Origin of the sequence: Thermococcus piezophilus (assembly GCF_001647085.1) — an archaeon.
Taxonomy (GTDB): domain Archaea; phylum Methanobacteriota_B; class Thermococci; order Thermococcales; family Thermococcaceae; genus Thermococcus; species Thermococcus piezophilus.
The window spans coordinates 279,046-301,174 of sequence record NZ_CP015520.1; the positions used below are offsets into that span (position 1 = coordinate 279,046).

At 52.8% G+C, this 22,129-nt stretch carries 28 protein-coding genes and 5 pseudogenes; 11 read left to right on the forward strand and 22 right to left on the reverse strand.

Going from position 1 to position 22,129, the window contains the following annotated elements; genetic code table 11:
• Positions 1-36: 36 nt before the first annotated feature.
• Positions 37-696 carry a tRNA (N6-threonylcarbamoyladenosine(37)-N6)-methyltransferase TrmO gene (gene tsaA, locus A7C91_RS01510; protein ID WP_068664295.1) on the forward strand — a complete coding sequence of 220 codons (660 nt, stop codon included), beginning with the start codon at positions 37-39 and terminating at the stop codon, positions 694-696.
• On the opposite strand, the gene wtpC is transcribed toward tsaA, so the two are convergent.
• The 5 genes from wtpC to A7C91_RS01535 all read right to left on the reverse strand — a co-directional run bounded on the left by wtpC (position 668) and on the right by A7C91_RS01535 (position 4,463).
• Entirely contained in the window at positions 668-1,702 is a 1,035-nt protein-coding gene (gene wtpC, locus A7C91_RS01515; RefSeq protein WP_068664297.1) for a tungstate ABC transporter ATP-binding protein WtpC, read from the reverse strand. The two genes, tsaA and wtpC, sit on opposite strands and share 29 nt — an antisense overlap.
• On the reverse strand, positions 1,689-2,441 hold the full coding sequence (wtpB, locus tag A7C91_RS01520; protein WP_068664299.1) for a tungstate ABC transporter permease WtpB: 753 nt from the start codon (positions 2,439-2,441) through the stop codon (positions 1,689-1,691). Before wtpB ends, wtpC begins: the two co-directional genes overlap by 14 nt.
• Positions 2,442-2,481: 40 nt before the next feature.
• Complete coding sequence (wtpA, locus tag A7C91_RS01525; RefSeq protein WP_068664301.1) at positions 2,482-3,525, reverse strand: tungstate ABC transporter substrate-binding protein WtpA; 1,044 nt, start codon at positions 3,523-3,525, stop codon at positions 2,482-2,484.
• A 66-nt stretch (positions 3,526-3,591) separates the two neighbouring features.
• On the reverse strand, positions 3,592-4,146 hold the full coding sequence (locus A7C91_RS01530; protein WP_068664303.1) for an HD domain-containing protein: 555 nt from the start codon (positions 4,144-4,146) through the stop codon (positions 3,592-3,594).
• A 2-nt stretch (positions 4,147-4,148) separates the two neighbouring features.
• Positions 4,149-4,463: a GTP-binding protein gene (locus A7C91_RS01535; protein WP_068664305.1), complete on the reverse strand. Its 315-nt coding sequence runs from the start codon at positions 4,461-4,463 to the stop codon at positions 4,149-4,151.
• A 50-nt stretch (positions 4,464-4,513) separates the two neighbouring features.
• Here A7C91_RS01535 and A7C91_RS01540 point away from each other — a divergent pair, with 50 nt between their 5' ends.
• Positions 4,514-5,074, forward strand: coding sequence for an Era-like GTP-binding protein (locus A7C91_RS01540; protein WP_068664307.1), 561 nt, complete (start codon positions 4,514-4,516; stop codon positions 5,072-5,074).
• A gap of 1 nt (position 5,075) precedes the next feature.
• Here A7C91_RS01540 and A7C91_RS01545 read toward each other — a convergent pair whose 3' ends face one another.
• On the reverse strand, positions 5,076-5,480 hold the full coding sequence (locus A7C91_RS01545; RefSeq protein ID WP_068664309.1) for a secondary thiamine-phosphate synthase enzyme YjbQ: 405 nt from the start codon (positions 5,478-5,480) through the stop codon (positions 5,076-5,078).
• Entirely contained in the window at positions 5,464-5,745 is a 282-nt protein-coding gene (locus A7C91_RS01550; RefSeq protein WP_068664311.1) for a hypothetical protein, read from the reverse strand. Before A7C91_RS01550 ends, A7C91_RS01545 begins: the two co-directional genes overlap by 17 nt.
• Before the next feature lie 119 nt (positions 5,746-5,864).
• Between A7C91_RS01550 and A7C91_RS01555 the strand changes: the two genes are divergently transcribed.
• Positions 5,865-6,959, forward strand: coding sequence for a methyltransferase domain-containing protein (locus A7C91_RS01555; RefSeq protein WP_068664313.1), 1,095 nt, complete (start codon positions 5,865-5,867; stop codon positions 6,957-6,959).
• Here the strand turns inward: A7C91_RS01555 and A7C91_RS01560 are convergent.
• Positions 6,956-7,386 (reverse strand): annotated as a pseudogene (locus tag A7C91_RS01560) (CoA-binding protein). The gene A7C91_RS01555 and the pseudogene A7C91_RS01560 sit on opposite strands and share 4 nt — an antisense overlap.
• Positions 7,387-7,555: 169 nt before the next feature.
• Here A7C91_RS01560 and A7C91_RS01565 point away from each other — a divergent pair.
• A complete protein-coding gene (locus A7C91_RS01565) occupies positions 7,556-7,873 on the forward strand; it encodes a hypothetical protein (RefSeq protein ID WP_234394429.1) in 318 nt (105 codons plus the stop codon).
• On the opposite strand, the gene A7C91_RS01570 is transcribed toward A7C91_RS01565, so the two are convergent.
• Genes A7C91_RS01570 through A7C91_RS11510 form a run of 3 tightly spaced genes read right to left on the reverse strand, consistent with a single transcriptional unit; the run spans position 7,845 to position 8,871 of the window.
• Positions 7,845-8,228 carry an NfeD family protein gene (locus tag A7C91_RS01570; protein ID WP_068664314.1) on the reverse strand — a complete coding sequence of 128 codons (384 nt, stop codon included), beginning with the start codon at positions 8,226-8,228 and terminating at the stop codon, positions 7,845-7,847. The two genes, A7C91_RS01565 and A7C91_RS01570, sit on opposite strands and share 29 nt — an antisense overlap.
• On the reverse strand, positions 8,225-8,590 hold the full coding sequence (locus A7C91_RS11505; protein ID WP_234394430.1) for a M48 metallopeptidase family protein: 366 nt from the start codon (positions 8,588-8,590) through the stop codon (positions 8,225-8,227). Before A7C91_RS11505 ends, A7C91_RS01570 begins: the two co-directional genes overlap by 4 nt.
• The gene (locus A7C91_RS11510; RefSeq protein ID WP_234394431.1) at positions 8,539-8,871 is read right to left on the reverse strand and encodes a YgjP-like metallopeptidase domain-containing protein; all 333 of its coding nucleotides are present in this window, start codon (positions 8,869-8,871) and stop codon (positions 8,539-8,541) included. Before A7C91_RS11510 ends, A7C91_RS11505 begins: the two co-directional genes overlap by 52 nt.
• Positions 8,872-8,909: 38 nt before the next feature.
• Here A7C91_RS11510 and A7C91_RS01580 point away from each other — a divergent pair.
• Positions 8,910-9,698: pseudogene (locus tag A7C91_RS01580) on the forward strand (radical SAM protein); the annotation flags it as partial.
• Positions 9,699-9,707: 9 nt separating this feature from the next.
• Here the strand turns inward: A7C91_RS01580 and A7C91_RS01585 are convergent.
• The 4 genes and pseudogenes from A7C91_RS01585 to A7C91_RS01595 all read right to left on the reverse strand — a co-directional run bounded on the left by A7C91_RS01585 (position 9,708) and on the right by A7C91_RS01595 (position 12,119).
• Entirely contained in the window at positions 9,708-10,340 is a 633-nt protein-coding gene (locus A7C91_RS01585) for a diacylglycerol/polyprenol kinase family protein (RefSeq protein ID WP_068667359.1), read from the reverse strand.
• Between the two features lie 46 nt (positions 10,341-10,386).
• Positions 10,387-11,463 (reverse strand): annotated as a pseudogene (locus A7C91_RS01590) (glycerate kinase type-2 family protein); the annotation flags it as partial.
• Positions 11,444-11,602 (reverse strand): annotated as a pseudogene (locus A7C91_RS10980) (UPF0128 family protein); the annotation flags it as partial. The pseudogenes A7C91_RS01590 and A7C91_RS10980, both read right to left, overlap by 20 nt.
• 97 nt (positions 11,603-11,699) lie before the next feature.
• Positions 11,700-12,119, reverse strand: a complete 420-nt coding sequence (locus A7C91_RS01595; RefSeq protein ID WP_068664316.1) for a DUF371 domain-containing protein — start codon at positions 12,117-12,119, stop codon at positions 11,700-11,702.
• 110 nt (positions 12,120-12,229) lie between these two features.
• On the opposite strand from A7C91_RS01595, the gene A7C91_RS01600 reads away from it, so the two are divergent.
• Entirely contained in the window at positions 12,230-12,433 is a 204-nt protein-coding gene (locus A7C91_RS01600; RefSeq protein ID WP_068667361.1) for a 30S ribosomal protein S17e, read from the forward strand.
• A gap of 53 nt (positions 12,434-12,486) precedes the next feature.
• On the opposite strand, the gene A7C91_RS01605 is transcribed toward A7C91_RS01600, so the two are convergent.
• Positions 12,487-13,083, reverse strand: a complete 597-nt coding sequence (locus A7C91_RS01605; RefSeq protein WP_068664318.1) for a heat shock transcription regulator — start codon at positions 13,081-13,083, stop codon at positions 12,487-12,489.
• A 112-nt stretch (positions 13,084-13,195) separates the two neighbouring features.
• Here A7C91_RS01605 and thrC point away from each other — a divergent pair, with 112 nt between their 5' ends.
• Positions 13,196-14,365, forward strand: coding sequence for a threonine synthase (gene thrC / locus A7C91_RS01610; protein ID WP_068664320.1), 1,170 nt, complete (start codon positions 13,196-13,198; stop codon positions 14,363-14,365).
• On the opposite strand, the gene A7C91_RS01615 is transcribed toward thrC, so the two are convergent.
• Both A7C91_RS01615 and rbcL read right to left on the reverse strand, forming a co-directional pair.
• On the reverse strand, positions 14,362-14,940 hold the full coding sequence (locus A7C91_RS01615) for a thymidine kinase (RefSeq protein ID WP_012572193.1): 579 nt from the start codon (positions 14,938-14,940) through the stop codon (positions 14,362-14,364). The two genes, thrC and A7C91_RS01615, sit on opposite strands and share 4 nt — an antisense overlap.
• Positions 14,941-15,037: 97 nt before the next feature.
• Positions 15,038-16,371, reverse strand: a pseudogene (gene rbcL / locus A7C91_RS01620) (type III ribulose-bisphosphate carboxylase).
• 391 nt (positions 16,372-16,762) lie between these two features.
• Between rbcL and hpkB the strand changes: the two are divergent.
• On the forward strand, positions 16,763-16,966 hold the full coding sequence (gene hpkB / locus A7C91_RS01625) for an archaeal histone HpkB (RefSeq protein ID WP_068664322.1): 204 nt from the start codon (positions 16,763-16,765) through the stop codon (positions 16,964-16,966).
• A 32-nt stretch (positions 16,967-16,998) separates the two neighbouring features.
• On the opposite strand, the gene A7C91_RS01630 is transcribed toward hpkB, so the two are convergent.
• The 3 genes from A7C91_RS01630 to A7C91_RS01640 are packed head-to-tail and all read right to left on the reverse strand — an operon-like array spanning position 16,999 to position 18,736.
• Positions 16,999-17,493 carry a metallophosphoesterase gene (locus A7C91_RS01630; protein WP_068664324.1) on the reverse strand — a complete coding sequence of 165 codons (495 nt, stop codon included), beginning with the start codon at positions 17,491-17,493 and terminating at the stop codon, positions 16,999-17,001.
• A 9-nt stretch (positions 17,494-17,502) separates the two neighbouring features.
• Entirely contained in the window at positions 17,503-18,414 is a 912-nt protein-coding gene (locus A7C91_RS01635; RefSeq protein ID WP_068664326.1) for a transcription initiation factor IIB, read from the reverse strand.
• Positions 18,415-18,427: 13 nt separating this feature from the next.
• A complete protein-coding gene (locus A7C91_RS01640; RefSeq protein WP_068664328.1) occupies positions 18,428-18,736 on the reverse strand; it encodes a Gar1/Naf1 family protein in 309 nt (102 codons plus the stop codon).
• A 122-nt stretch (positions 18,737-18,858) separates the two neighbouring features.
• On the opposite strand from A7C91_RS01640, the gene A7C91_RS01645 reads away from it, so the two are divergent.
• The 3 genes from A7C91_RS01645 (at position 18,859) to A7C91_RS01655 (ending at position 20,665) form a co-directional block, all read left to right on the forward strand.
• On the forward strand, positions 18,859-19,704 hold the full coding sequence (locus tag A7C91_RS01645; RefSeq protein WP_068664330.1) for a carbohydrate kinase family protein: 846 nt from the start codon (positions 18,859-18,861) through the stop codon (positions 19,702-19,704).
• 93 nt (positions 19,705-19,797) lie between these two features.
• The gene (locus A7C91_RS01650) at positions 19,798-20,307 is read left to right on the forward strand and encodes an NUDIX domain-containing protein (RefSeq protein WP_068664332.1); all 510 of its coding nucleotides are present in this window, start codon (positions 19,798-19,800) and stop codon (positions 20,305-20,307) included.
• A gap of 4 nt (positions 20,308-20,311) precedes the next feature.
• Positions 20,312-20,665, forward strand: a complete 354-nt coding sequence (locus A7C91_RS01655; RefSeq protein WP_068664334.1) for an Mth938-like domain-containing protein — start codon at positions 20,312-20,314, stop codon at positions 20,663-20,665.
• Here A7C91_RS01655 and A7C91_RS01660 read toward each other — a convergent pair.
• A complete protein-coding gene (locus A7C91_RS01660) occupies positions 20,655-22,121 on the reverse strand; it encodes a hypothetical protein (RefSeq protein ID WP_068664336.1) in 1,467 nt (488 codons plus the stop codon). The genes A7C91_RS01655 and A7C91_RS01660 overlap by 11 nt on opposite strands.
• Positions 22,122-22,129 lie beyond the last annotated feature (8 nt).

Consider the following 22,129-nt stretch of genomic DNA (forward strand, 5'->3'; position numbering starts at 1 on the left):
TTTAACTCTCCCTTCTTTTCTTCTTCTGGTGATGGTATGGACTGTGAGCCTTTCAAGATTATTCCCGTTGGCATGGTCAGGAAAGAAAACGAGAAAACTTGGCTTGAAATCTATCCGGAGTTCAGCGAGGCAGTAGAGGGGCTTGGGAAGGAGGACTGGATAAAGCTCATCCTTTGGTTCCATGAAAGCGACACGCCCGAACGAAGGAGCGTCTTGAAAGTTCATCCCTACAACAACCCTAAAAATCCCCTCACGGGCGTCTTCGCCACGCGCTCTCCAGTTAGACCAAACCCCCTCGCGATCTACACCGTCAGGATTCACCGCATCGAAGGGAGCAGGCTGTACATAGACTGGATAGACGCCCACGATGGGACGCCGGTAGCGGACATCAAGATACTCGTGGAGAGACTCGACTGTCCGAGGGATACTCCAATCGAGGAGTGGAAGCTCGACATCGGGAAATCGCGGCAGGTGGGGGAGATAAACCTGATTCCGAGGAAAGACGAGCACCTCGACGAGCTGGAGGAAGTTTCTCCAGATAAATACAACGCCCTGGTGGTCGAAATCGGACCGAAGACGACGGTTCTAACTGCAAAAGAACTCGTGGACCTCATTGAAGTGTTAGAGGAGTTCTACGACAAACTGCCCGTGGAGATAAAGGACAGATTCAGAAGACGTGAAGGGCACTCGCCTTGAAGCTCACGTAGACTTCCTTTCCTTTCCCTATTCCTATCTCGAGCATGGATGAGCGGGTTATAAAGGCGCTCAGCTCCAGTCCCCTAGCCCTGAGCCTCACCCTGACGAGAGGTCCAAGCTCCTCAACGGCTTCAACGGTGGCTTTGAACTCATTCCTCGCGGAGGTTCTTATGGGCTCAAGCGACAGGATTATGTCCTCCGGTCTTAGACCAACGCGAACCTTGCCATGCACCTCAACCGGGAGTTCTATCTCAAGACCGTTAGTTCTAAGCTTTCTCCCCTTGGCAAAGCCCTCGATGATGTTCTCGAAGCCGAGGAAGCGGGCGACCTCCTCGTTAGCTGGCCTTGAGAAGACCTCCCTAATGCTTCCCACCTGCACGAGTCTCCCCGAAAGCATCACTCCAACTCTATCACCCAGACTGACGGCTTCTTCAAAGGAGTGGGTAACGTGTAGGGCCGTGAAGCCGAGCTCTTTACGCCAGCGCTTCATCTCTCCTATGAGCCTGGCCCTCGTCTGGACGTCGAGGTTGGCGAAGGGCTCGTCGAGGAGGAGAAGCTTCGGTTCAATCACCAAGGCCCTCGCTATGGCGACGCGCTGGCTCTCTCCGCCGCTCAGCGTTTTCGGCTTTCTGTGGAGAAGGTGGTCTATGCCGAGGACCTCAGCTATGTCTCTCACTTTCCTTTTAATCTCCTCCTTAGGAAGCCTTCTTAACTTCAGGCCAAAGGCTATGTTGTCGTAAACGCTCATGTGGGGAAAGAGGGCATAGTTCTGTGGGATATAAGCTAAACTCCTCCTTTCAGGGGGCCAGCCTGTCACATCCTTCCCGTCGAGGATCACCTTTCCGGAATCGGGCTCCAGTATGCCCGTTATAATTTCCAGCAGAACGGTCTTTCCAGCCCCGCTTGGGCCGAGTATTATGAAGTACTCACCCGCCTTCACGCCGAAGGTTATCTCTCTAAGCTTGAACTCCTTCCAGTCCTTGGAGATTGATTTAACTTCCAGCATTTGCCCTCCTCCCCACGAGCCATCTAAGTACCACAAATATAGTGAGGCTCATGCCTATGAGTATCACCGAAATGGGCCTCGATGCCCTCAGCCCATAGTTGTTGAAGTATTCCATGACCAGAACCTGGGCAGTCTTGGGGTAGTAGGCGACTATCAAAATCGCTCCGACCTCGCTTATGGCCCTGGCCCAGGTCATTATCGCGCCGCTCGCTATGGCTGGAAACGCCATTGGGAGGGCTATTGAGAAGAAGGCCCTAAGCCTCGAAGCGCCGAGGGTTCTGGCGACGTGCTCAAGCTCTTCATCCACTGCCAAAAACCCGTCGCGCGCGGCGTTTATCGCGAAGGGAGCTGAAACGAAGAGCATCGCCGCTATTATTCCGGCGTAGCTGTCAAGAATGGCGCTCGAGAAGGTTACCAGGAGCATTATACCGACAACAGAATGGGGAATAACGATTGGAACATCAACTATGGCCTGAACGAGGCTTTTACCTTTGAAGTCCTTTCTAGCCAAGACGTAGCCGAGTGGAACGCCGAAGAGGAGTGATATTAACGCGGTCGCGGTTGCCGTTAGCAGGGAGTTCTTGAGGGCCTTTATGACGAGTTCGTCGTGGAGCGTCTTTACGAGCATCCCCCAGTCGGAGGCCTGCTTAAGGAAAATCACGATTAGGGGAATTGCAATGTAGAGCACTATGAAGCTCCCCATAATGGCAAAGAACGCCACCGTGTAGTCGCGCTTCATTTTCGCCCCCCAGAAAATTTTGAAGAGGGAAATAAAAATATCATCCCTCAACCGTGACCATGTCCTTGATTTCGTCAGGCACGTTGCCGAAAGCTACCGGCAGCCATATGAAGTCCTGATAGTTCTTCTGGAATATCTCTTTACCCTTCTCACTCAGGAGGTACTTGAGGAACTCCATCGCCAGCTCCCTGTTGGGTGCATCCTTGGGGACAGTGACGCCGTAAACGATGGGATTTGCCCGGATAACTTTCTCTGTTGAGCCGATGTAAATTTGAACCTTGCCGTAGTAGTCTGCCATCTTGAAGTCCTTGAGGTTTATCTCGTTGGGGAGCTCGATGTACTTGAGGCCGTGCTGCTCGGCCACGCTCTTGTAGATGAAGTAGTAATCAAGGGAGCCGCTCTCAACCAGTGCTGTGAGGTCTGTCTCCTTAGGCCTTATGACGACGCGGTCGTTCTTAATCTGAATCTCTTTCGGGGCCACGATGTGGGTACCGTTGAAGTAAATGTTGGTGTTCTTCTCGACGAGGGTCTCAAAGATTGGCTTGCCATAGTAGTAATCGGCGAGCTTCATGACCATAACGCTCCTGTAACCGCAGGGGTCCTGGTTAGGGTCGCTGAAGCCGAAGGAAACGTCGTCCCTTGAGAGAATTTCATACCAGTTGTCGGAGTTTATCTCGTCAGCGTACTTGCTCTTGTCGGTGAAGGCTATGACTATCTCATTGGTGGCAAAGATAACGTAGAAGTCTGTGTAGTTGGGTATCATCAACTGGGGTATGAGGGTATAGTCGGCGACGGCGACTATGTCGGCCTTCTTACCGAGGTCCGTGACCTTCCTGACGGCCGCAACACTTCCGCTGGCCTCATCCTGGAAAGTTATCTTATATCCGAGGTTCTCCTCTGCGTACTTTGCGAACTCTTCCTCTAACTGCTGGAACGGAACGCTGAGCGAGCCGGCGTGGAAGACTATCAGCGTCGCCTCCTTAGGTCCAGAGGTCGAAGTCTCAGAGCCATCGCCGCTTATACATCCTGCGGCGACCACCGAAAGGATGAGAACAGCCATTAAGAGAATGCCCTTCCACCTCATTGGAACCACCGAACTAATACCCAGAAGCGGGTATTTAAGCGTTTTGAGAAAACAAACATGTTTAATTTAACATTTCTGTTTACGTAGAGCGGCGAGTCCCTCAACCAGATCCTGGAAATGTTCGTAGAACTCGCTTTTTCTGAGGTCATCCAAGGTACTCCAGAATTCGTCGAGGTTTCTGAAGCCGGCCTCCTCGTACTCAAGCGCCTGGATCAGCATCTCGAGTTTATCGGCGAACTTAACTAACCTGCCCTCCAAGCTAAGGCCCTCCTCGTACTCCCTGAAAAGCTCGAAGTAGTCTCTGGCCTTAGGGCCGGCCTTGATGAAAATCTCCAGCGCGGCCCTCGTCTCGGCCCTCTTCTTGTCGAGGTAGTACTGGGCAGTCAGGGGTATGTCCGTTATCCTCGCCTCGGCAAGGTCGTGGAGGATCGCTATCTTAAGGGCCCGCTCAACGTCTATGTCCACTCCCCTCTCCCTCAGCGAGTCGGCGAGAAAGAGGGTTATCAGAACGGCCCGATAGCTGTGGTCGGCTATGCTTTCGGGATTCGAAACTCCCCGAAGGAGCCACCCGGTTCTGGGGAGCCTCTTCAGGTTGCCGGCCTCAAAAAACAGATCGAGCATCTTCAATCCTCCGTAGTGAAAACCGCTTTTTCGGTCTCTATCGCACTCGCTATTATGCAGTCACCCAAGAACCTTCCATAAACCCTCACCCACTCACCCTTGCCCAAGCAGGGGCTTCCGGAGAACTCTATCCTGATGCCAGAAACTTTGAACGTGGTTCTGTATCCCGGAAGTTCCATAGGAAGGAACTCAATTAGAGGTTTGTCCTCGATGGTGCCCTCTATAACAACGTTCTTACCCCTGAAACCACCGGCATGGAGCTCATCAACGGTAACGATGTAATAGTAATGGTGACCCAGCTTGACCCGTTTGGACATGTTCATCACCTTTATAGCCCCATGTCGCCTATTATGTGTGGGGTGAGGGTATGATAAAGGTTGCGATTATCGGTGCCGAGAATGTTGGCAAGTCAACACTCATGAACGCGCTTATCGGTGGTAAAATATCTGAGGTCGAGAACCTTCCAGGAACAACGAAGGGCATAATAAGGCGCCGCTTCGGCAAGCTGAAGATACCAAAGAGCATGAAAAACCCGCTCGGGGGTGCGGATGAGTTCGTTTTGATAGACACCGCAGGACTCTTCGACCCCCAGAGGGAGTTCAGGGGGAAGGTCCTCAGCGAGGAGAAATTCAGGGAGATTTTGAATGAAATCCTATCTTCCGATGTCGTCATCCACATGGTGGATGCCCAGTACGGCCTTCACAGGGGCATGGAGAAGCTCCACCACCTCCTTAAGATGCGTCACGAGAAGCCAATAATAGCCGTCATCAACAAAATCGACCTCGTTCCAGCCGAGAGAGTTGAAGAGCTGAGGAAGATAATAAAGAAGCGCCTCGAGCAGGATGCCATTCCGCTCTCGCTTGTAACCTACGAGGGCTTCAACGACCTGCTGAAGGCATTGGCCTATTACGCCCAATACGTCAGATGAATCAGCACTTGCATATCTTAACGAGCACCTTCCTACGCCTCGGGCCGTCGAGCTCGACGAAGAGAATCCTCTGCCAAGTTCCAAGGAGGAGCTCCCCTTCGTCTATAGGCACTACAACCTCAGGGCTCAGGAAAAGGCTTGCCCTGATGTGGGAGTGGGCGTTGCTGTCGATGGTATCGTGACCGTAGCCAGTGCCTTTAGGAACAAGCTCCTTCATCTTTGCCTTTATGTCCTGAAGAAGCCTCTCCTCGTTTTCATTGATTAACAGGCCCGTGGTGGTGTGCTTTGTGAAAACCACCACTATGCCGCTCGTCACATCACTCCTCCATACTACGTGCTGAATTTCCCGGGTTATGTCTATTATCTGAAACCTCCCCTTAGTAGGAACCTCAATCTCGAAGAGCATCTACCTCACCACCCCCGGGGTTTTTCTGAATCTCTATGCGGATCTCCTCAGGATTTTTAACCCCCACGACATTCCCGAAGAGAACCTCGTCTGAGTAAACCTCCTTGTTCGCCAGGAGCAGGTAGATGAGGTCTCCTATAAACTCCACCCTGCCTACCTTCTGTTCCATCAGCGCCCAGGGCCATTCCATGGCCACCCTCCCCGCAAGCTCACGTTCGAGTGCTTTGAGGAGAATCTCGGAGACGAGTATCTCTTTAATCAGCATGAAATTCACCTGCAAGAGTAAATTCTACATAAGACTCAAGCTTTAATCTAGGTGCGCGCTTAATCTTATTAAACCTAACCTTCGGAATAGTTTTAAGAGCCGGACAGAAGGGAGGAACCATGTATGCGGTAATATTTGGTAAGAATCCCCACCTCAGCGAGGCAGAATTTTACGCCTTCGCGAGAAGGTTTAACCTAAAGGTCAGGGTAGTTGGGACTGGGCAAGACTGGCTGGTGTTTGAATCAAGCTCAAACGTTGAACGCTATTTTAGATGGCTCGGAGGCTCGCTAAAGCTGGTGAAGATTTTTGGTGAGGGCGAAGAGACTATAGGCGAGTTTGAATACTCCAAGCTCTTCACCGTGAGCCTCTACGGGAAGAGCGACTGGAAGCTCTGGCGGAAGCTTGGGAGCAAGATAAAACGGGAGTTCAAAGCCGAAGGACCTTCCAAGTTCTTCAAGCCAGCCAAAGTTTACGCCATGCCAGCCGAGCTCATCCTCAAGGGATTTCCAGAAACTAAAGACTTCGTATTCCTCTTCGGCGAGAGCCCCTGGGTCGGGGAGACGGTGAAGGTTGCAGATCCCTTCGAGCTCAAGAAGCTCGACGTGGAGAGGCCGGTTCAGAGGCCAATACTCTCTATCCCCCCACGGCTCGCGCGCATAATGGTGAACCTCACTGAGGTCAGGAAGGGTAACTTCCTCGACCCATTTTGTGGCAGAGGGACTATAGTCCAAGAATTCGTTCTCCAAGGATTAAACGCCCACGGGAGCGACAGAGACGAGAAGGCAATACGCGATGCCAAGAAAAACCTCACCTGGCTAAGGAAGGAGTTCAGGCTTAAAAACTCAGCTCACCTGGAAGTCTGCGACGCGAGAAAGCTGAAGAAGTGCTTCAGGACGCGCTTTGATGCAATAGTTACCGAGCCCTACCTCGGCAAGCCCCTCAAGAGGAACCCGAGCAGAGGAGAGGCGATAAAGCTTGCCAACGAGCTTGATAGGTTTTACTACCAGGTCTTTGAGAGCTTTGCCGACGTCCTTAAAAGAAACGGAAGGGTAGTATTCGTCTTTCCAGCCTACAGGCTCTCCGGCGGCGGAATATATAGAAAAAATAGGAAGTGGCTCGGGAAACTCGGCTTCGAGGTTCTGGGAGGGTACACTGACTACGAGGAGAGGCACAGGCTCGTAAGGGACATCCACGTGATGAGGTACAGGGGTTAATCCCCTATCAGCCTCTCGTGCTCCTGCTTCATGCAGCGGTAGGCAACTGCTATAAGTCCCGCTTCCTTCGCTTTTTTGAAGGCATCCCTGTTGTAGGTTCTGAACTGGAACCAGACGACCTTGGCACCCTTATTTATCGCCTGCTCGACGAGTCCATCGTGAACTCCGGTCTAACGGCGATGTCAACGATTTCCATCTCGTCTGGAATGCCTAGAACGCTCGAGTAGCACTTTCTCCCCAAAACTCCCTCGTAGTGGGGTTTTACTGGATAGACCTCGTAGCCGTGCTCGATAAGGCATCTCATAACCTTGTTGGCGTCCCTTTCGGGCTTTGGTGATTCGCCCACGAGGGTGATTTTCCTGTACTTGGTCAGAATTTCCTTAACGTCTTCATCCGTTAGCCTGTCGACGGGTATTATCCTTACCATGTTATCACAATATCCATTTCTTAGCCAACGTTTATAACATCTTTTGCCAAACATGCTCTATGAAGAAACCGTGATAAGCAGGATGTTTCAGCTCTTAATGACTATCCCTCTGGCGGCAATGCTCTGGGGGACGTATCAGGCCTAAAGAACAGGGGAAGGCATTGAGGTCATGCTCCCAGCCACTGTAGTGGTCTTAGTCCTTCTACTGGACATCATTGCGATGAGGATAGAGATAGACGACCGTAAGATAAGGATACGGGGAACCTTAGGACTAATAATGAGGAAGACAATTCCCCTGGAGAACATCGCCAGCTTCAAGGTTGGCGATAGCTGGATGAAGTGTTACGGGAGGGTGCACTTCGCATTGCCCGCCAGGTGTTATGTGGTGATAATTCCGCGGAAGGGCTGGAGCGTCTCATTCTCCACCAACCGGCCCGAGGAGATAGCAAAGATTCTCTCTATTCTGGGCATTCCACGAGAACCTTAGTCCCCCTGACGGCCACTATCCTGACTTCTTGGTCAATCTTCGCGGTTCCTTTGAGGCACTCGGCGCGCCAGAGCTCGCCATCGAGCTTAATCAGTCCTTCAGAAGCCAGATCTTCAACAACCACGGCGGTTCTCCCAATCAACGCCTCCACTCCAACCTCAACCTTCCTGTCGAAGGTTCCGAGGAGAAATGGAGCCACTGCGATGTCCTTAGCGAGCAGCACCCCCAGAACTATCATAATTCCACGTATAGGGACGTTTATCCTCATTGAAGGCAGAATAAAGAGCAATAATCCAGCCACAATCAGCTCATCCGTCATCAGGGCGAGCAACTTTAGGAAATCTTCCTTTTTCATTCCCTCCCCTCCAGCCAGCGCCAGTATCGGTTCAGCTCAACCACGCGCCACCAGTGTTTGAGCTCCATTCTGGCGGTTTTGTAGTCAGGATAAGACCTTCCGACGAGCTCCCAGAAGGCCTTGAAGTGGTTAAGATGCTTTAAATGAGCAAGCTCGTGAACAACAACGTATCGCCTCAGATTTTCCGGAACGACTATGAGACGAAGATTGAAGCTCAGGTTTTTCCTCGATGAGCAGCTTCCCCACTTGCTCCTGCCGAGCCTCACGTAGACCTTCCCGGGCTCGACGTCCATCTTCCGGGAGTACTCACCTATAAGCTCGTGGAGTTCCTTCCTGAGGCGCTCCCTGAGGAGCGAGACCATCGGTTCGGGAATCGGAGGGAGGACGACCGTCTCGAACCGGTCGTGTATCTTCGGCTTTCTACCATGGATGACGTGGTAGAATCTGCCGTCGAGGGGAAACCCAGTTCGGCCTCGTTCTTAGCCTTCTCTACCTCGGCAATCTTTTTCTCTAGCCACTCCCTGTGCTTCTCGATGAAGGAATCAACGTCGAAGCCCGATGGAGCAGTAACGACTACCCTCCCATCCAGCCTGACCTCAAGCCGGGCGTACTTCACCGGCCTCACGCAGAGCTCGTAGTCCATCCCGCTCACCTTTTAAGGAAAAGTAAGAAGCTGAGCTTATGAAAGTTGAGGTCCTCAAGAGAAAAGCCAAAAGCCTCTACACCCGCTCGAAGATTCCGGGAGTTAACTGGACAGTTAACCAGTACGTCGGCTGTGCCTTTTCCTGCAGGTACTGCTACGCCAAGTTCCTGTGCCGGTGGAGGGATCACGGCGAGTGGGGAAGCTAGGTGGAGGTGAAGACCAACGCACAGGAGCTAGCCAGGAAGCGGGTGCGAGGGAGCGTTGTGATGTCAACCGTCAGCGACCCCTACCAACCGATAGAGGCCAAACTGAAGCTGACGCGGCGGGTTCTCCGCTGCATGGACAAGAGAAACGAGCTGTTTATACTGACGAGGTCGCCGCTGGTCACCCGTGACATAGACTTATTCCGGGAGTTCCGCTCGATAGAGGTCGGCCTGACTATTAACGGCTTTGATGGGAGGGGAAAGAGGCTCTTTGAACGCTGGCACCCGTTCAGAAGGCCCGATCACCGCGCTCCAGAGGCTTTACGATGAGAGCATAAGAACCTACGTCTTCGTGAGCCCCACAATCCCAGGAGTTACCGATTCAGAACCATCGTAGAGGAGACCCAGGGCTTTGTGGACCACTACTTTTTCGAGGTGCTGAACCTCAGGACCTCCGGAAAGGAGTTCCAATGGGTTTTGCGGGAGAACTATCCAGAGAGCTACATGATTCTAACGGACGACGAGAAGTTCACGCGCTTCATTTCGAAGCTGAGGGAAGAAATTAAAGGGCTCGACATAAAAACTGAGGGGGTGGAGACCCACAGGGAGGGGTGGGAGTTCGTCCCGCTCTGGTCACCACGTCACACCAAGCAGTTCTCCACCATAAGCGAGCCACAGAAGAAGGGCAGTCGAAAAGGGGACGGTAAACTCGTCGTAGGCCGACGGGATGGGAAGGCTCTCCAAGAGTACCGCAGCCAAGGCTACCAGTGCCAGGAACGGAAGAGAATACTGCATACCAAGGACTCTGTGGGCAAAAACCAGCATGGCCAGAGATACCACAAACATAGTAACGCTCCCAACGAGGGTCTTTCTCCCGTTCCACGGGATTCTCGGCCCGCCCACTGTCTGGCCCACTATCGCATTGAAGCAGTCACCGAAGGTCGAGACCCACAGCGCCGAGAGGGCAGCTATCTTTGGAAAGACTGAGCATACCATCGCCATCGTAACCCAGAAGAGGAAGCTCCCCAGGTAGTTGTCGGCCTCGTCCTCCCTCGCCATCTGGCGGTAGCTCAGGTCTGCTACAGGTACTGTGAAGCGCCAGCCCCTCCTGAGCTTGAGATGCTGGAGAGTGTAGAGGAATGCGAAACCCCACACCACCAAGAGCGTTACCCACTTTGGCGTGAAGACGATTATCGGAGCCCCCAGTATTCCGGGCAGAACGTGCCAGCCCTTTCTGACAAGTTCCCTTCTAGGTATCCCTTTCATAATTTCATCTCCCCTTAGATTTCAGCGAAGATGTTTATATCCCCTACTACGGAATCACGGCTACTATCAGCGAGTTGACGTTCGTCACCGTCGGGCCGGTTCTAAGGAGCGCACCTACTTTTTTGAGGGCCCTGTAGGCGTCGTGTTTCCTAAGGACTTCCTCCACATCTATTCCAGCCCCGTTGAGCTTTTTAATAGTGGATCCGTCAACAATTCCTCCGGCTGCATCGGTGGGACCGTCGGTTCCGTCGGTGTCAAGGGCCAGAACTCCGGCGTTTAAGCCGGCTATCTTCCTCGCTATGCTCAGCGCGAACTCCTGGTTCGGGCCGCCGAGACCAGTTTCCCCCTCAATCGTGACTGTCCACTCACCGCCGGCTATCAGAACGGCGGGCCTCTCAAAGGGCCAGTTTCTCGAAGCTATCTCCTGAATCAGCGAGCCGATTGCGAGTGCTACCTCCCTTGCCTCGCCTTCAAGAGTGGTCGTCAGGATGTGGGCATTAAAACCTAGCTCTCCGGCATTTCTCTTCGCGGCCCCACACGCTATAGCCCCACCCCACACTATGAAGTTGTGAACGTTGGGCAGATTTTCTTTGAGGTCTCCTCTACTTCCCCCCGGAGGCCTTTTTCTATGTGCTCCCTAACACTCTCCGGGAGCTTGTCCCACACGCCGTAGAGCCTCAGAACCCTGTGGGCATCTTCAAAAGTCGTGGGATCGCTCACAGTTGGTCCAGAGGCGGTGGCCTCCAAGGGGTCACCGACGACATCCGAGAGGATTAAACTTACAACCGTCCCCTTCACGAGCTTTGCCAGTTTTCCGCCCTTCACCTTTGAGATGTGCTTCCTGACGGTGTTTATCTCACAAATCTTCGCCCCGCTCTTCAAAAGAAGCCTTGTCGTCGAGGCTTATGCCGTCCTCGGGGAGAGTAAAGAGAGCTGAACCTCCACCTGAAATCAGGACGAGAAGTAAATCGTCTTCTCCAACTTTTTCCGCAAGCTCAACGCCAGCCAGCGCGTCCCTTATAGAGTTCTCATCGGGGACTGGGTGGCCCGCCCCGATTATCGTGATTTTCGGGTCGTCCACGCAGTTTGCAGCGTATCCGTATTTTGTGACGATGAGGCCTTCCGGAGACGAAGTAGGCCCTCTCGCCCTCTATGGTTCCGAGGTGAAGGTCGTAGCCCCATGCCCTTAAGTCCTTGAACTTGAACCTCCTCCCAGCAGGGACGACTCCCGAGTTCTCGATTATGTAATACCCCTCGAGCATTTTCATCACCAAAGATTAATAAAATGGGTAAGTATTTAGAGGTTTAGTTACACATCTCAACAAAGGTATATTGCAAAAACAGCGGTTGAAAGAGCGCTCAATCAAGAATAATCAGCTCTATCTCCGCCATGGTTTCGGGGTTCTTCAGGAGCTCAACGATGCGCCTGTCTATGTCTTTAGCGGCTTTGTTCGCTTTTATCGCAAGCGTTCTCCCATCCACATATGTGCTCTTCCGTATCACCATGGAGTACTCATGGTTCAGAATCAGCTCTGGACTGCCACAGGCTAAGACCTCGTCCACGAGCTCCCCCACCTTAATGCGGATTAGAAGCCTCTTCCCTTCTTTCAGCGCCCGCTTAAACTCCCCACTAAGGTCGTTTATTCCTTTGTCAGCTTCAATACAGAGTATGCAATCTCCCTTCGGCGTGAGGTAATCCTCCTTTGTAAACTCAAGCGTGGACTTGTGCGTGGCCCTAACGTTCTCGTGGCCCCGGCAGTGGATGATTTCCTTGAGCATGGTTCCAGTTTTGAAGGTGGGCTTATAAGCCTAAGCCAGGGAAAAGTTTTAAAACGGCTTTCGAGATTGGGCATATGGTTGTCAAACTCAAGCTAATGGGGGGATTGATGATGGGAAACATCAAGCAGACGTTCATTAAGAGGGTTGCAAGGGAGCTCTTTGACCGCTATCCAGACCAGTTCACCAGGGACTTCGAGCACAACAAGAAGAAGGTCGAGGAGCTGACCAACGTCACCAGCAAGACCATCAGAAACAGGATAGCCGGCTACATCACCAGGCTCGCGAGAATGAAGGAAGAGGGCAAGATACTCTGATGCCCTATCCATCGTTTTTCTGAGCTTTAACTTTCTCCTTCTCAATGCGCTTTCTAAAAGTCATCGAGGTCTTCCGATATCTTCTTGGGGAGCCTTGGGCCAAACTCGCGCATGAGCCTCTCGAATTCGCGCTCGTTCTCCAGGGCTATTCTCCGCAGGAGGTTCTCGATGTAGGTCTCCGTTAGGAGGCGAACCTCTTCAAGCTCCTGCTTTGTCCTTATGAGTTCCTCTATTCTCTCCTGAATCTCAGAGAGAAACATCACGAGCTCTCTGATCTTGTCCTCGGTCGGCTCGGTGGACTTTATAAGCTCTCTCGCCTGGGCGTACTCACGGGTGGGCCTTGGTGCTTTGGGCTCGTACATCTCGGTTCCAAAGGTGTAAGGTGTCAGGAGAACCTCCAAACGGAAGCCGCGCTTTATCATGTAGTACTTCCTCGGCCTGCCGCGCGGGATCTTCTCTACCCTGCCCTCTACCAGTCCGGCACTCTCAAGTATCCTGAGGTGCTCCAAAACGGCCTTCTGGCCAACTCCAAGCTCCTGGCTAAGCTCGCTCACGAAGTATGGTCTCCTAGTGAGCAGGATGAGTATCCTACGCCTCGTCTCGTTTCCCAGTATGTCAAGCAACCGTCCCATGTTCTTATTTAACTCCATGCTCTCACCCCCCATCTTTACCTAACTTAATGTAAGAAAATACCACTTTAAGCTTTTCGGTTTGGATGCCCAACTTTAAAAGGCATCGAAAGAATTACCAGCGGTGATCCCAATGTTCGCAGTGAAGCTGGTCTGCACAAAGTGCGGTGAGGAATACTCCCTAGCATGTGGAGTTTATAAGTGCACCAAATGTGGTTCACCCCTAGATGTTCGCTATCATTACGACGATATAGCAGACCTCATCCAGGATAACGACCCCTGGTTCAGGGAGCATCCGCACGTCTGGAAGTACTGGATGTTCCTTCCAGTCTCCAATCTTAAAAAAGCGGTTACGCTCAATGAAGGCGGTACAAGACTTTACAGGGCAAAAAGGCTTGAGGAAAAAATAGGCATCTCAAAGCTGTACATCAAGAACGAAGGCGAGAACCCAACTGGGGCTTTTAAAGACAGAGGCTCAAGTGTCGAAATTACAAAAGCCCTCGAGTTTCACGCGCAGAAAGTGATAGTAGCTTCAACCGGCAACATGGCGGCGTCAATAAGTGCATACGGGGCAAAAGCTGGCCTCAAAGTCACTATAATAGTTCCTGAGGGAACCCCAGAGGGCAAGCTCGTCCAGGCCAAGATGTATGGAGCAAACGTGGAGGTTTTCGGAAAGACGTACGATGAAGCGCTGGCAGAGGCAGAGAGAAGGGCGCTTGAGGATGGCTACTATCTGACCGGCAACTACCACTACCGTGTCGAGGGACAGAAGACGACGGGATTTGAAATCATCGATCAGCTCCACTTCAACGTTCCCGACTGGATAGTAGTGCCCATAGGAGCCGGAACACACCTCCGGGCAATCTGGAAGGGCCTAAAAGAGTTTTACCGGATTGGCCTCATCAGTGAGCTTCCAAGGATAGCAGGCGTCCAAATTGAGGGCTATGACTCAATAGTTAGAGCTTGGAAGACCGGCAAACCCATTGAAAAGATAACAAAAAAAGTCCTAACAATCGCCAGTGCAATAGCCGTCAAGGCCCCAGTCGATGGAGAGAACGTTCTCAAGGCGGTAAAGGAGAGCAATGGATACCTCGATACAGTTGCCAATGAAGAAACAGCCGCTGCTGGCCTTCTCCTCGGAAGGGAAGGACTCTTTGTTGAGCCCTCCTCCGCAACCTCCCTGGCCCTTGCTCAGAAAATGAGGGAAGAGGGAATAATAGACAAAGGCGAAAGTGTAGTTATCATCGCAACCGGCCACGGACTCAAAGACATCAACACCTGGAGCAAAGTGCTGACGAGCTAAGGCACCTCGTGATGGAGCCTGCATCTAGCCTCGTAGCTCTCCCTTCCCCCAACTAAGATTACCGGGGAATCCCTGGGAGCAGGCTTTCCATCGATAAGCCTCTGACTTCGGGTCGCAGGCCTCCCACAGACAGTGCAGACCGCGGTTAGGTAGACTATGTTGTCAGCCCTGACAAGAAGTTCCCTAGTTACAGGGAACGGATCTCCCTTGAAGTCGAGATTCAGACCACTCGCTATGACGTAAACACCATCATCGGCAAGCCTGTCGAGTGTTTCAACGATACTCATCGGAAAGAACTGCACCTCGTCAATTCCTATGACCTCAAAGTTCTCTCTCTTGGTTATTTCTCCTATCGTTCTCACACCCTCTTCATCCGTCGGTATGACAAAAGCTTCATAGCGCAGCCCGTTGTGGGCAACGATCTCATCTTCGCTGTACCTGTTGTCTATGGCAGGTTTGAAGAGCGCTGCCTTTCTTTTTGCAAACATCTGGCGTTCTATGCGCTTAATCAGCTCCGTTGTTTTACCCGCAAACATTGGGCCCGTAATGACTTCCAAGAACCCTCCCGGATGCATGGTCTCACCGAAGAACCAAGAACCTTGGGGTTAAAATTACCTGCGGAAGAAAAGTTGAACGGAAGACGAAAATGGGAAGAAAAAGCCGTCAGAGCGGTCAGATTGGGGTGACGTGGCCCCACTTCTCCAATGCCCTTGCGAGCTCCTTGTGGGTCTTGGCGTACTCGTCGAGTGGTATACCCTGGACGAGGGCATCGATAGCCTGCCTCACTGCTCTCGCTCCAGCGGCAGGCCCGTCCGGATGGCCGAGGGTTCCACCGCCAAGCTGGATGACTATGTCGGTTCCAAGGGCGTCTATGACTATCGGCAGGTTGCCCGGGTGCAGGCCGCCTGAGCTGGTCGGGAAGGCTGGCTTTATGCTGTAGAACTTCTGCTCCAGGTGGAAGACGTCGTTCTCGTCGGGCTTGTAGTGGTCCTCCCTCAGGATTCTGGCGTTCTGTATGACGTCCCACTTGCCACCCTCAAGCTTGCCAGCTCCAGCAGTTCCAACATGGAGCTGGTCGATACCGATGAGCCTGTAGAGCTTCGCCAGGACGAACATCGAGATGCCATGGTAGGGGTTCCTGGTGAAGGTCGCGTGCATTGCCCTGTGGCCGTGAATGGCCAGACCGTAGTCTGCCGCGAGGTCGCGGATGTATTCAAGGGCTCCCCAACCGGTTATGACGACGTCAACCATCGCGTGCTTGAGGCCGAGGTCAGCCAATATTTCCAGCCTGCGCTCCATCTCCCTAACGTCAGCTGTTATGTTGGCGAACCAAGTCTTCTTCTCGCCGTCTCGCTCTCGACCCTCTCGATGATTTTGGCGATGGTCTCAGCCCTCTCCTCAAAGCGATTGTACCATGGACTGGTGAGGTTCTCGTCATCCTTCATGTAGTCGGCCCCGTTGAGAAGAAGCTCATAGGAAAGCTTCTCAAACTCCTCCGGAGAATAGCCGACCTTTGGCTTGGGAACGACACCGTAGATGGGCCGGTCCTTGATCTCAAGCATCTTCCTGACGCCCTTGATACCAAAAGCCGGACCGCTGAACTCTCTGATGAGCTTCTCCGGAAAGTACATGTCCTCAAGGCGTAGCCCCTTGGCACGCCTCATTCCAAAGACGTTTCCGGCTATGCTGGCGAGAAGTCCCGGAAGGTTAGCCTCCTCGAAGGCGTGGAACGGATAAGCGATCTTAACTATCCATGAGCCGTCACCCATGTCAATGAAGTCATAGGCCTTAGCTGAAAGGTCGGCCCAGCGCTCCTCCTCGTACCAGTTGTAGAGTGTTGTCCAAGTTCCCGTAGAGCTTTCGGCGGCCACACCTCCGGCCACCTGCTCGATGGTATATCCCTCAGCAGGGGTTATGCGGAATACGGCTATGATGTCCCTCTTCTTGTAGGGTTCGTAGCTCTTGTCCACGTAGTAGTCATATATCTTGTCAAACTTCTCTACCATCCTTTCACCTCCTTGGTAACCTAAAGGTTGCATAAATCCCTATAAAAATGCTATGGTTCAATTTTGGGACATTGATGCCTCTATGTGCGTATTAAGGGCGCTTTTCCTTCGCCAGCGACCCAAACTCCCATCCCCTTTTGGGAAATCAGAACAACAAGCAGTAAGTAAACCTGATTTAAATGCCCAAAATCGACTTTCGAAACTTCGCCCTGAAGTTAGTATTGAGCCGTTTATAAGTCACAGACCCAATGATGCCCAATTTCTCAATACCCCACTGAAAAATGGCCGAGTATTGCCTCCAGAGTGCCCCATTTCCGAAAAGTTTATATAGCTCCTTGTTCTTAGAATAGAACGCAGATGCCTGCAAAACAACGTTTAGGAGGTTGGGAAAATGGCTGAGTTGCCGATTGCCCCAGTTGACAGGTTGATAAGGAAGGCTGGCGCTGCCCGCGTCAGCGAGGACGCTGCCAAGCTCCTCGCCGAGCACCTTGAGGAGAAGGCTATTGAGATCGCCAAGAAGGCGGTTGACCTTGCCCACCACGCCGGCAGGAAGACCGTCAAGGCCGAGGACATCAAGCTCGCTATCAAGGCCTGAAAGCCTTTCTTTTCTCTTGATTTTCCACTGTCCTACCAGAAATTAATGCGCTCGACTGAGATGTTTGTACTGTCCACTTTTAGAAAAGCAAATCCCGCGGAGTCCATCCTCGGAAAGGTCGGCGAGCCCGGGTTAAGAAGAACAACCCTCTGGCCATGAAAGGAGTATGTGTCGTAGTAATACCTATGAGTATGGCCAAAAACGAGAACGTCAACGCCCATGTCGAGGGCCTTGTAGGTGAGTGTCTGGGCGTTCATGATCACGAACTGGTGACCGTGAAGTACGCCAATTTTGAGGCCTTCGACCTCGATAACCTGCTCTTCAGGCAGGTGCAGGTGGTCTACGTTGCCTCTGACCACCACTACCGGGGCAAACTCTTCGAGCCTCTCAAGGAGCTCCGGAGAGGTAATATCTCCGGCGTGTAATATAAGGCCTGGGCGTTTCTTTTCAAGATGCTGAAAAAGAAGGGAAGGGAGGTTTTTTGTTTTATTGCCGTAATGTGTGTCGCTAATCACTGCCACGAGCATGATTATCCCTCAGATGGGGACGTTTATGCCGAGCTTCTCTACGAGCTCCTTGTAGCGGTTCCTAACGGTGACCTCCGTGACGTGAGCAACCTCCGCCACTTCTCGCTGAGTCCTCTTCTCTCCCTCCAGCAGGGAGGCGACATATAAAGCAGCCGCTGCCAAACCTGTTGGCCCCTTTCCGCTGGTTATGCCCCTCCTGATGGCTTCCTGGAGTATCTCCTTGGCGCGCTTTTTGGTTCTCTGGCTCACGCCGAGGGCATCGCCGAAGCGGTCGACGTACTCTACGGGACTAGTTGGCCTGAGGTTCAGGCTGAGGCCTCTCGCGAGGAAGCGGTAGCTCCTGCCTATTTCCTTCTTTGTAACCTTGGAAACGGCCGCTATCTCATCGAGCGTCCTCGGAATGTCCTCTATCCTGCAGGCGGCGTAGAGGGCAGCCGAGACCATTCCCTCGATTGACCTTCCGCGGATGAGCTTCTTCATGACGGCTTTCCTGTAGAGCGAGGCGGCGACCTCCTTAACGTGCCTCGGCAGCATCATCTGGGCCGCCATCCTGTCGAGCTCGCTCAGGGCGAATGCCAAGTTACGCTCGGCGGCGTCGTTTATCCTCATCCTGCGCTGCCACATCCTCAGCCGGCGCATCTTGGTGCGGTACATTCCCGTAATCTGGTTGCCGTGAATGTCCCTGTCGCGCCAGTCTATATCGGTAGAGAGGCCCTTATCGTGGATCATCAACGTCATGGGCGCACCGGTCCTAGCGCGCTTCGCCCTCTGGTCTGGGTCAAAGGCGCGCCATTCGGGGCCCTCATCGATGATGTTCTGCTGAATGACGTAACCGCAGACAGAACAGACGATTTCGCCTCTCCGCGGATCGTAGAACAGCTTATCGGAGCCACAAATGGGACAAACATTCTTATCAGCCAAAAGCTCTCACCCCCTACTTCCTGGGGGCAGGGCGCCTTTTCTTCCCAACCTTGGAGGGCTTTCTTGTCTTTCCGTGATTCGCCTTAGCCTTCTTGCGTTTGGTGTCGACATAGAGTAGAGCCCCGACGTAGTTCTCGGGGTTCCTGACACGAGGTTTAACAGCTACGTAGGGCTTCTCAACAGGCCCAAAAACATCCTTCACTACCCCAACCACCGTAAGCTTCTTATCCACCACGAGCTCGTTGAGCGAGGGAACCCAGTCAGTGCGCAGAATTAAAAACCCCTGCTTTGCGTAGTGAGAAACCTTGCCTAGGCGCTTCATAGCCCCACCCCAAAAGGAACATCCTTTTAAGCTTTTCGCTTTTAGGTTTATAAACTTTTCGGCGAATTTCCAAAAGGTTTTTATTTAAGGCGCTCTCTATATTTGAAGTTAGGCGGGGTCAAATGAAGTGCCTTCTCGTGGGTTATCTCACAGCTGACATCATAGCCAAGGGTTCAACCAACGAACGGCGAATCGGGGGCGGTGCCTATTACTCCGCGCTCGCGCTGGCAAAGTTCTGCGAGGTCGAGATACTAACCAGTGTGGGCAGAGATTTTCCGGGAGAATGGCTGGACGGCCTCAGGGAGAGGGGGATAAAAGTAAAGGCCATTCCCTCAGAGAAAAGCACCACCTACGAGCTCCGCTATTCGGACGGGAACACGAGGACGCTGAGGCTCCTCGGTAGGGCCGAGCCGATAACCGAAGTTTCTCCCAACCGCTATGACATCGTAGTACTCAATCCCGTTGCCAACGAGATTCCTCCAGAAACCGTTGAAGCTTTCAAGGAAAGGACGGACTTCCTAGTAGCAGACGTCCAGGGGTTCATAAGGGCTCCCCAAATCGGGGAGGTCAAGCTCATTTCCATTGATGCCTCTTTCCTCAAAGGCATTAAGGTGCTCCACGCGGACATATCTGAGATTCCCTACCTGAAGAGTCTCCAGCCAAAAGACGTTGAGGTCCTGTTGGCTTCCAACGGACCAGAGCCCGGAAGGGCCTACCTGAGAGGTAAAGAATACATCTACAGACCGGCTAAGTTTGACGTGGAGGAATCCACTGGGGCAGGGGATGTCTTCCTCGCTTCCTTCAGCTACTTCTACAAGAGCTGCCCCTTCATCCAGGCTCTCAAGAGAGCAAACGCTTTCACGGGACTGTTCCTGGAGAGAAGGAGCTTTGATTTCTCCATGGAAGAGGTGGACGAGCTGGCGAGGAGGGTAAAAGTCGAGAAAAGTGAGGGTGTTTCTCAACATTGAAAACTATAAAAGCCCCACGGGAACTATTCTCTACCGATGATGGAACGTCAGCGTGCTGAAGATGATGAGAAGGGACTTAACTGAGGTGGTGATATGGACAGGTACGTTCTCCTCGTAAAGGCCCCCAAGGGGCTGGACATGGAATCCATAAGGGAAGAGCTCAAGGCTTTTCTCGGAGAAAAACATCCAGAGCTAACGATTGGGCTCCACAGATGTATAGGCCTGACCATTGATCTCGTCATCCTATACCGCGAGGGCATTGTTCTCGTGAAGAGAAAGAACGAGCCCTTCAAGGACCACCTGGCCCTGCCGGGGGGCTTCGTCGAGTACGGCGAAACGGTAGAGGAAGCCGCGGTAAGGGAGGCGAAGGAAGAGACCGGTCTCGACGTAAAGCTCCTCCGCCTTGTCGGGATATACTCAGACCCGAACAGGGATCCAAGGGGACACACTGTGACGGTGGCCTTTTTGGCCTTCGGCAGGGGGGAGCTCAAGGCAGGGGACGATGCAAAGGAAGTCATGGTTGTCCCAATCGATGGAGTTAAGGAAGTCCCCCTCGCCTTCGACCACGCGAGGATTATAGAAGACGCCCTGCCACTGAGGTGATGACATGATCGAGATTCCAGAGTTTGGAAGGATAATCGTGGACGGGAAGGAATACACGTATGATATAGTGGTCTACCCCAGCGGCAGGGTGGAGCGCAGGAAGAAGGAGATAAGCAAGAAAAAGCACGGCACGAGCCACAAGCTCGACCCGGAGGAGCTAAGGGAGTACCTCACAGAGGACTTTGACGTTCTCGTCGTTGGGACCGGCCTCTGGGGTATGCTCTCCATTCTACCGGAGAGTAGGGAGCTGGTCAAGGACAAAGAAATCATTGAGAGCCCAACGCCAGAGGTGGCCGAGCTCTTCGAAAAGCTGAGAAAAGAGAAGAGAGCCCTTGGGATATTCCACATCACGTGCTGACGGCCTTCAGAAAAACGACAACTCCAGCAAGGGCCAAGGCCAGTGTGTACCAGTAGCCGAAGAGGAACCAGACGACACTGACTGTTCCAAGGGCTATTCCGTTGAGTATCATGAGGACTATAACGTCGCCAACGTTCGTCTCTGGCAGGGAGAGCTCTTTCTCACCGCGGTAGAAGTAGAGCATGGCCAGCGAAGACGTCATGAGGGGCAGAACTACAGCCGCCGGGAGGAGCCTCACGAGGGATGGCTTAAGGTAAGCAGCCATCGCAACCAGAAGAAAACCTGCCGAGACCGGAACGGCGTTCATCGTTATCAGCTTTCCCCTGACAAACTGGCTGGGAGTTATGGGCAGGCTTTGAAGAACCTCAAAGGCCAGTCCGTCTATCTTAAGCACCGTATCGACTCCGATGGAGCCCATCCAGGCTATCATGAAGAGAACCGGCATGATGGCATGCTCACTCGTTCCGCCCTCGCTCAGCACGCTCAAAGCCGTGGGGAGGACTATGAAAATAGGAAGTATTAGTCCGACGAGGAGAGCGCTCTTCCGGAAGACTATTTTAAAGTCCTTCACAGCAATCGCCACCGCAGGGAGTAGCGTTTTAGCCTTAAAGACTGTACTGCCACCCTGCGACACGATCCTGCCCTCGCCCATTCCCTCCCAGAGCTTTCCAATCACCGCAAGATAAACGGGAACGAGCACCGCAACGTAGCAGAGGAGCATTAGAACCGAGGTAGGAGGTTCCAGTATAGACGTCACGGAGAACGGGTAGGCTATGGCGTAACGGGAAAACAGACCCGCCAGCTCCTCGTAGTGCTCAGAAACATAGGCCTGAAGATAGTTTATCGCGTAGAACATACCGATGAAGAGCAAAATCCCAATCGCCCTGGCGAGAGTTTTGAGGCCCGAGAACCTTCCGCCGATACTCGTGCGGAGGCCGAAGAGCGAGAAGATTACAAGCCCCAGGGTGTGGCCCAGGAACGCGCCGACGACAACCCAGAGCAGGCCCAGAAAGCCAACAATGCCGTAGCTGAGCGTGAGGAAAGCCACCGCTGGGAGCATAGCCACCAAAGCCGGGACGTTGTCAACCATGAGGAGCAGGCTGAGATACTTCGCGCCAGTTTTGATGGGGAGTGGTTTCAACGGCTCGAAGATGCACATAGAGGTTGCGTAGGAAGCGTTGACGGCTGTCGTGTATAGGGCCATCACGAAGGGGAGCATCGCGTAGGTGGAGAACACCACTACCGCCTTGAACTCATCATTGGTGGAGTTAACCGCCATCCCGATCATAAAGCCAAAGAGTAGAAGGACCGCAGACTGGAAAATGACGCCCTTAACCAGATCCCCACTGGTCTTCAGCTGTTTCGCGAGCTTTTTGGGATCGCTCGCTATCTGAGGGTTGTTCTTCAGCCTTCTATAGTGAAGCTCCTTATAGAGTATCCCCACAATCTCAAGCATGCTCCCAC